We start from the raw sequence: 4357 nt of genomic DNA on the forward strand, positions 1-4357 counted from the left end.
TTCGGCACCCAGCGGGTGAACCTGAACGGACCGGTACCGATCGGCTGGCGGATCGTCGCCGACCAGCCCTCGCTCTCCGGCCCCATGATCCAGAGCTCGGAGAGCAGATTGAGCAGCGGCCCGTAGGGCTCGCTCATCTCCATCACGAAGGTGCGCGCATCCGGCGCCTCCAGCCGCGTGACCAGCTTCATCGGCGCCGACAGCCAGCCGCGGCTGATGCGGTCGCGCACGCGCTCGGCGTTCGCCTTCACGTCCTCGGCGGTCATCACCCGGCCGTTGTGGAAGCGCACGCCCTCGCGGATGCGGAAGACGTAGCGGCGCCCATCATCCTCGACCTGCCAGGACTCGGCGAGATAGGGGATCGCGCGGCCGTCATCGGCGATGCTGGTCAGCCCCTCGACATAGACCTGCTGCACGGCGATCGAGCCGGTGTGGCGATGCGGGTCGGCGGTGTCGAGGCCAAGCAGCGCGATCTTCAGCGTGCCGATGCGCTCGGCTGCACGGGCGGCCCGGCCGGGCAGGTGATCCAGCAGCCCGGCAGCAGCCAGCGCGGATGCGCCGGCGAACAGGGTGCGTCGCGAGGTCGTCATGGCGGCTCTCCCGGTGGTATGCGGGAGGGACGCTAGCCGCGCCGGTGCCGCGCGGACGCGACGTTTCCATGAAGCTGTGGTTGCCGGCGGGACGGGCGGGCGCCGTTGTCCGGTGCGCTGCCCTCAGACGTTGAAGCGGAACAGCATCACGTCGCCGTCGCGCACGATGTAGTCCTTGCCCTCGACGCGCATCCTTCCCGCCTCCTTGGCGCCGACCTCGCCGCCGCAGGCGATGAAGTCGTCGTAGGTGATCGTCTCGGCGGCGATGAAGCCGCGCTCGAAGTCGCCGTGGATGACGCCGGCGGCCTGCGGCGCGCGGGTGCCTCGCACGATCGTCCAGGCCCGCGCTTCCTTCGGCCCGACAGTGAAGAACGTGATCAGGCCAAGCAGCACGTAGCCGGCGCGAATCACCCGGTCGAGCCCGCTGTCGGCAAGCCCGACGCTCTCCAGGAACGGCCCCTTCTCGGCCTCCGGCAGTTGCGCGATCTCGGCCTCGATCGCCGCGGAGACGACGACCGTGGCCGCGCCCTTGGCCTTGGCCATCGCCTCGACCGCGGTGCTCCACGCATTGCCGGTGGCCGCCGCGCCCTCCTCGACGTTGCAGACATAGAGCACGGGCTTGGTGGTCATCAGGTTCAGCGCGCGCGCCGCCGTCTCCTGCCCGGGCGGGATGGCGCCGCGGCCCGGCTCGCCCCGCTGCAGGGCGGGGATCAGCGTCTCGATCAGGCCAAGCTGCGCGATCGCCTCCTTGTCGCCGCCGCGGGCGCGCTTGGTGAGCCCGGTGAGGCGCTTCTCCAGGCTTTCGAGGTCGGCCAGCATGAGTTCGGTCTCGACCGTGTCGGCGTCGCGGATCGGGTCGATCGCTCCGTCCACATGCGTGATGTCGGGGTCCTCGAAGCAGCGCAGCACGTGGATGATCGCGTCCACCTCGCGGATATTGGCGAGGAACTGGTTGCCCAGCCCCTCGCCCTTGGAGGCGCCGCGCACCAGCCCGGCGATGTCGACGAATTCCAGCGAGGTGGGGATGACCTTCGCCGACTTGCCGATGCGCGCGAGCGTGTCGAGCCGCGGGTCGGGCACCGCCACGCGGCCTACGTTCGGTTCGATGGTGCAGAACGGGTAGTTCGCGGCCTGGGCGGCTGCGGTCTGGGTGAGCGCGTTGAACAGCGTGGACTTGCCGACGTTCGGCAGGCCGACAATGCCGCAGTTGAAGCCCATCTGGTCCTCTCCGTATGTTTGGAGGGACCGCGCTGCCGGGTCCCCCCACATCCCCCTGAACCCGGGGGCCCTCCGTCGCTCGGGGCCTGCCTCAAGCCTTCGGCCCGCGCAAGCTTTCGACGATCCTGTGCCACAGCCACCGCTCCGCCGGATCGCCGTCCGTCGCGCCGCGCCGCGCCATCAGCACCGCGTTCGCCGGTGCCGGAAACGGCGTCGGATCGATCCGCAGGCCGCCATGCGCGGCGAGCGTCTCCGATGACGCGACCGGAGAGCCATGACGATGACCGGTACCGCTCACCGGTGGCCAAGCTCCGGTGAGACAGCGCGCTTGAGTGCCTCTTTATCGAGCCACACCAGTTCGCAGGCCGCCATGCCATCGACCTTGTGGGGGAACAGGGCGCGTTTCTCCGCCAGGATGTCGGCGATCCGCTTCTCGATGGTGCTGGCCGCCAGATCGGCATGGATCTGAACAGGCCGCGTCTGTCCGATGCGGTACGCACGGTCCTCCGCCTGCGTCTCGACGCCGGGATTCCACCAGCGGTCGAAGTGGAACACATGCGAGGCACTGGTGAGATTGAGTCCCGTGCCACCGGCCCGGAGCGACAGCACCAGCACCTTGGACAGGTCGCTGTCCTGGAAGCGGCTGACCACGCTGGCATGGCTCTGCGCATCGAGTTCGCCGGTCAGCAGCAGCGGGTCGAACGCGGCCAGGGCGCGGGCCTAGTGTCGCGCGCCGAAATGCGGGCCGGCGAACTGCGAGAACACCAGCGCGCTGGTGATGCCTTGGGGGCGTGACACGGCATGCGCCGGCAAAGGCAGTGCGCCTACCAGGGCCAACTCACAAATCGTTGTCGCTGCGGCCGTTCCACCTCAATGTGGTCCGCCTTGCTCAAAGTGGCGCGCCAGCACCGGTGCCCTCGAACGGCGTGGGGATACACCATTCCTCGCCACGCTCCGTCCGTACGTATTCCGGCCAGCGCAGGTCAACCGGCGGGACGAACTCAGCAGGCAGCAACGGGCCTACCCAGTGAGATCCGCCTACACCGCCGCCCGTGCGCTCGCGGAACTCGGCCTGCGCGGCGGCGAGCGCGTCGGGCTGCGTGGCGAGATCGACCAACGTCAGCGCCATGGTCCTCGCCGCGACGAACATCCCCGGATCGACCGCCACCGGCAGCCCGCCGAGCGCGGTGTAGGCCCAATTGGGATAGGCGTAACCGGGCGAGGGCGGGCGCAGACGCGGGCGCGCGGCGAGCAGCCGCACGGTCGGTGCGTGCCAGCAGAACTCCACATAGTCGTCCGCGCTGAGGTGCTTCTGCCAGGACGGCAGGGCGGCACGCAGCCTCGCCTCGTTCTCGGCCGGCGGTGTCAGTCGCGTGATATCGGCGATGAACGGATCCGCCATCGGTTCGAGGCCGAGACTGCGCTGGATTGCGCGGCCGAAGTCCAGCGCCTCTTCATCGTACCGTGGGGCGCCGACCGCCTGGAGGTTCTTCCAGGCCAGTTCCGTCAGCACCGTGTTGGGCAGGCCGACGCGCGTCTTCGTCACCCAGCGGACGAAGGCGCGACAGCCAGTGCTGGTGGCGGCGGCGCGCGCGTTGTTGGCGAGCACGCGCCAGATCTGCTCCTGGATGCCGAGCGAGGACGATCTCCAGGCGTACTGGATCTGCGAGAAGCGCGGCGTGAGGTTGTCGGAGGTGGCGCCGCCGTCGCCGAGCACGAACTCGTTGAGCGTCCACGACCCCGCATGCGGGAACATCGCCTCCTTGGTGTACTTGGTGGTCGTGTACATCAGGCAGAGCGCATCGAGCGCGCCAGGGCAGCGCGCCGCCGCGTGCGCGCCCTCGATCGGCATCAGCGACGGATCGATCCAGGTCTCGGGCGCGGGCGCCTCGAAGGTGATCACGGCACTCCAGTAGGCGCCGAAATGCGTCTCGCCGGTGACGGTGTTCGATCCCCAGGGATGCCACACCACCGCGGCGTCGAGATCGTCGTAGTAGCCCTTCGCCGCATGGATCGGCTTCGAGCCGCAGACCTTCTCGGCCGGCTCGCCGAACAGCTTCAGCGTCCCCGCGATGCCGTGGGTCTGCATCGCCGCGCGCGCGCCGAGCATCGCCGCGAGCGAGGCGGTGCCCAGCACCGAATGCGGATCGGTGTGGCCGGCGGCATAGGGATGCAGGCCTTCGCGCGGCGCGTGATGGGGCACGACCTGCTGCGAGTTGCCGGGCACCGCGTCGTACTCGCTGAACCCGGCGAGCACCGGCCTGCCGGAGCCCCAGCGCGCGACGAACGCGGTCGGCATCCCGCCCGAGCCGGCCTCGACCTCGAAGCCCTCGGCACGCAGAAGTTCGACATAGTCGCGCGCGGAACGGTACTCGCGCCAGGCCGGCTCGGCATGCGACCAGATCCGCGCGTTGAACCGGGAAAGCCGCGCCTCGTTCGCCGCGATCCAGTCGAGCGCGGTCGCGCGGGCGTCGCTATGCTCGCTCATCAGGTCCTCTGTCTCAGTCAGGTCAGGTGCGGCGGACGTTCCAGAACGTTGCGAAGCCGTC

General features: G+C 69.7%; 5 protein-coding genes. All 5 read right to left on the minus strand.

Going from position 1 to position 4357, the window contains the following annotated elements; all coding sequences use genetic code 11:
• Positions 1 to 590 (minus strand): ABC transporter substrate-binding protein (locus tag ACTIFU_RS22640; protein WP_439580587.1); only part of this gene is annotated, 590 nt, incomplete at its 3' end.
• 123 nt (positions 591 to 713) lie between these two features.
• Positions 714 to 1808 (minus strand): redox-regulated ATPase YchF, encoded by a 1095-nt coding sequence (gene ychF, locus ACTIFU_RS22645; RefSeq protein ID WP_439580588.1) that lies wholly within the window; start codon positions 1806 to 1808, stop codon positions 714 to 716.
• Between the two features lie 91 nt (positions 1809 to 1899).
• Positions 1900 to 2106 (minus strand): hypothetical protein, encoded by a 207-nt coding sequence (locus ACTIFU_RS22650; RefSeq protein WP_439580589.1) that lies wholly within the window; start codon positions 2104 to 2106, stop codon positions 1900 to 1902.
• Positions 2103 to 2459, minus strand: a complete 357-nt coding sequence (locus ACTIFU_RS22655) for a helicase-related protein (protein WP_439580590.1) — start codon at positions 2457 to 2459, stop codon at positions 2103 to 2105. The genes ACTIFU_RS22650 and ACTIFU_RS22655 overlap by 4 nt, the downstream gene beginning before the upstream one ends.
• 238 nt (positions 2460 to 2697) lie before the next feature.
• Positions 2698 to 4296: an amidohydrolase gene (locus tag ACTIFU_RS22660; RefSeq protein WP_439580591.1), complete on the minus strand. Its 1599-nt coding sequence runs from the start codon at positions 4294 to 4296 to the stop codon at positions 2698 to 2700.
• Between the last annotated feature and the right edge of the window lie 61 nt (positions 4297 to 4357).

The sequence above is a fragment of the Elioraea sp. genome, assembly GCF_051860475.1.
Taxonomy (GTDB): Bacteria; Pseudomonadota; Alphaproteobacteria; order Acetobacterales; family Acetobacteraceae; genus Elioraea.

What these genes read in the sequence shown, in the direction of transcription:
- ychF (WP_439580588.1), bottom strand. Translation starts at nt 1,808, where the DNA reads ATGGGCTTCAACTGCGGCATTGTCGGCCTGCCGAACGTCGGCAAGTCC.
- ACTIFU_RS22660 (WP_439580591.1), bottom strand. Translation starts at nt 4,296, where the DNA reads ATGAGCGAGCATAGCGACGCCCGCGCGACCGCGCTCGACTGGATCGCG.